The organism is Actinoallomurus acaciae (assembly GCF_042429965.1).
Classification (GTDB): domain Bacteria; phylum Actinomycetota; class Actinomycetes; order Streptosporangiales; family Streptosporangiaceae; genus Actinoallomurus; species Actinoallomurus acaciae.
The window spans coordinates 297-2,661 of record NZ_JBHLZP010000842.1 but is presented as its reverse complement, the minus strand read 5'-3'; the positions used below and the strand labels follow the sequence as shown (position 1 = coordinate 2,661).

The window sequence follows — 2,365 nt, the reverse complement described above, 5'->3', positions numbered from 1 at the left end:
TGGCCGGACGGCTGGACGTCGAGAAACGCCTCGAACGCCGGGCGCGCTCGTACCGCCCGCGCAAGGGCGTGCCGGTGCCGCCGCCCCGCGTGACCATGATCGACGACGCCTCCGCGACCGCGACGGTGCTGGAGGTGCGCGCACACGACCGGCCGGGCCTGCTGTGGCGCGTCGGGCGCGTGCTCGGCTCCTTCGACCTGCACGTGCGGGCGGCGCGGGTCGAGACGCTCGGCGCCGAGGCCGTCGACGTCTTCTACGTGGTCGACGCCGAGGGGCGCCCGGTCACCGACGAGGACCTGCGCGCGTCGGTCCGCGCGGGCGTGCTCGACGTCGTGCGCTGAGCCCCTTCGCGAGCCCCCGGTCCCCGAGGCCGGTGTCCTGGCCCAGACCGGTCAATGAAGATCGCGGAAACCTCTGTCGTGATCATTGACCGGGCCCGTGGGCGGCGATGACGCTTCTTGGGTTCACGATGCCCTGGGAGGCTCCTGTGCGAAGATCTTCGCTTGCCCGTGCCGCCGTGCTGGCAGGTGTGGCGGCCGCCGCCGGTCTGACGACGGTACCGGCCGCGACCGCGGCGACGACGACGGTCGTCGACCGAGGCCACGACCACGCGATCACGTTCCGCGCCGACCGGGCGGGTGAGGCGCTCGTCGACGTGACGGCCGCCGCGCCCGGGGTCTCCTGGGCGTCCGAGGGACACGAGTCGGCGGTGCTGTCGCTCTACGTCGACGGCCGGTACGCCACCGACGACGTGGTGCCGGCCGCGTTCCCGATCACCCGGGAGTTTGCGCTCGGGCACGTCCGGCCGGGCCGGCACCGGCTGACGCTGCGGTTCGCCGCGGACCGCTCCCGCGGCACGCGGGTCGACGTCTCGCGCACCACCGTCCGCGTGGTGAGCCGCGGGCAGGACTACCGGGACCTCGCGCACGCGCCGATCCTCTACGGCCGGAACGGGGCCGACTCGGGCGGGCCGTTCCAGAACTCCTTCACCGACACGCCGCTCGTCGCCTGGCACGAGGACGTGCCCGCGACCGTCCCGGGACACCGGCTGCTGACGTACTCCTACGTCTGGAGCAACGAGGACGGCGGCACGTCGACGCCGCAGCTCATGGCCCGCTGGGGCCGGACGACCGACATCGAGTGGATCTACCAGGTCGAGGTCGACGCCCACGGCCGCCGCGTGCCGGGCACCGCCGTGATCCAGGCGCCGAACCACGTGACGCAGCCGTTCGGCGGGACGTACGAGGGCGACCACCCGCTGATGCAGACGTGCACGCTCAACAACAACATCTGCGACACGGTCGATGACCCGATGCGGTTCTTCCTGTCCACGTCCGAGTCGCTGAACGCGACCACCGAGGCCCGCGAGCAGGTCATGGACCGCAACCCGTGGACGTACTGGGTCTCGGACGCGGAGTCGCGCCGCGAGGGCAAGGTGGAGGCGGACCCGCCGACCTCCTCCACCACGTCGATCGCCGACCCGCGCGACTATCTCTACCTGGTCGTCCGCAAGGCGACGGCGAACCCGCCGAACGGCGCCACCGACTGGGTCGGCCTGTCCGTCGGGGTACGGCTCAAGAACGATCCGACGGTGTACCGCTCGGACCACCTGTTCCCGGACCGCTCGATCCAGCGGGACCTGCCGGCGGCCACGACCGTGCAGCTCCCGCCCGGCACGACACCGGCCGACATCGCGGAGATCACCGCGATCCGGGTGCCGACCTCCAGCGCCGACCCGGGTTCGACGATCGAGGTGCAGGCGATCAACCGGGCGTTCTTCCTCGGCCGCGACGACGAGCCGCAGCGGTCGTTCCTGTCCGGCGCGACCCCGGCCACGCTGACCGAGGCCGCGCCGACCGCGGTCCTCTACCGCGGCTGAGCCACTCCGACCGGACCGGCACGACGGTTCCGCCCGCTCGGCGTGGCCCGCACGCCGGACGTGCTCGGAACCGTCGCCGCCCGGCGAGAACGGAGCCCCGGCGGCACGATCACCGCGTCGCCGGGGCCCGCCTCTCGCGGGGTGGTGAGATCCCGGAGCTGCCGGGCATGGCCTTTCACGCGATCGTGAAAGAGGGCCCCGACGACGTACGGCCCGCGCACCGCTCCGCGTCCCGGCACCTGCCCGTACGAGCGACCGGGAGAGCACCCAGGCGTCGCCGTGCGGCGGGTGGACGAGCGGGAGCGACACGGCCACTCCAACCCCGGCCGATCGGGGCGTCCGCGTTGTCGTTCTGGCCGTCTGTGGCCGGGTTTGGGCCGTACGGGTCGTGGTGCTGCGGATCGAGGTCGAGCGGTGTCCGATCCCGGCCGATCGGGGCGTCCGCGTTGTCGTTCTGGTCGCTCGCGGCCGGGTCTGGGCCGTACG

2 protein-coding genes are annotated in these 2,365 nt (G+C 73.2%); both read left to right on the top strand.

The genetic code is table 11. The features are described 5' to 3' along the window. The coding region (locus tag ACFFNX_RS47875; protein ID WP_378213083.1) for an ACT domain-containing protein at positions 1-341 on the top strand (341 nt) is incomplete at its 5' end. A 146-nt stretch (positions 342-487) separates the two neighbouring features. Beyond that, on the top strand, positions 488-1,879 hold the full coding sequence (locus ACFFNX_RS47870; protein WP_378213082.1) for a hypothetical protein: 1,392 nt from the start codon (positions 488-490) through the stop codon (positions 1,877-1,879). Positions 1,880-2,365: the final 486 nt, after the last annotated feature.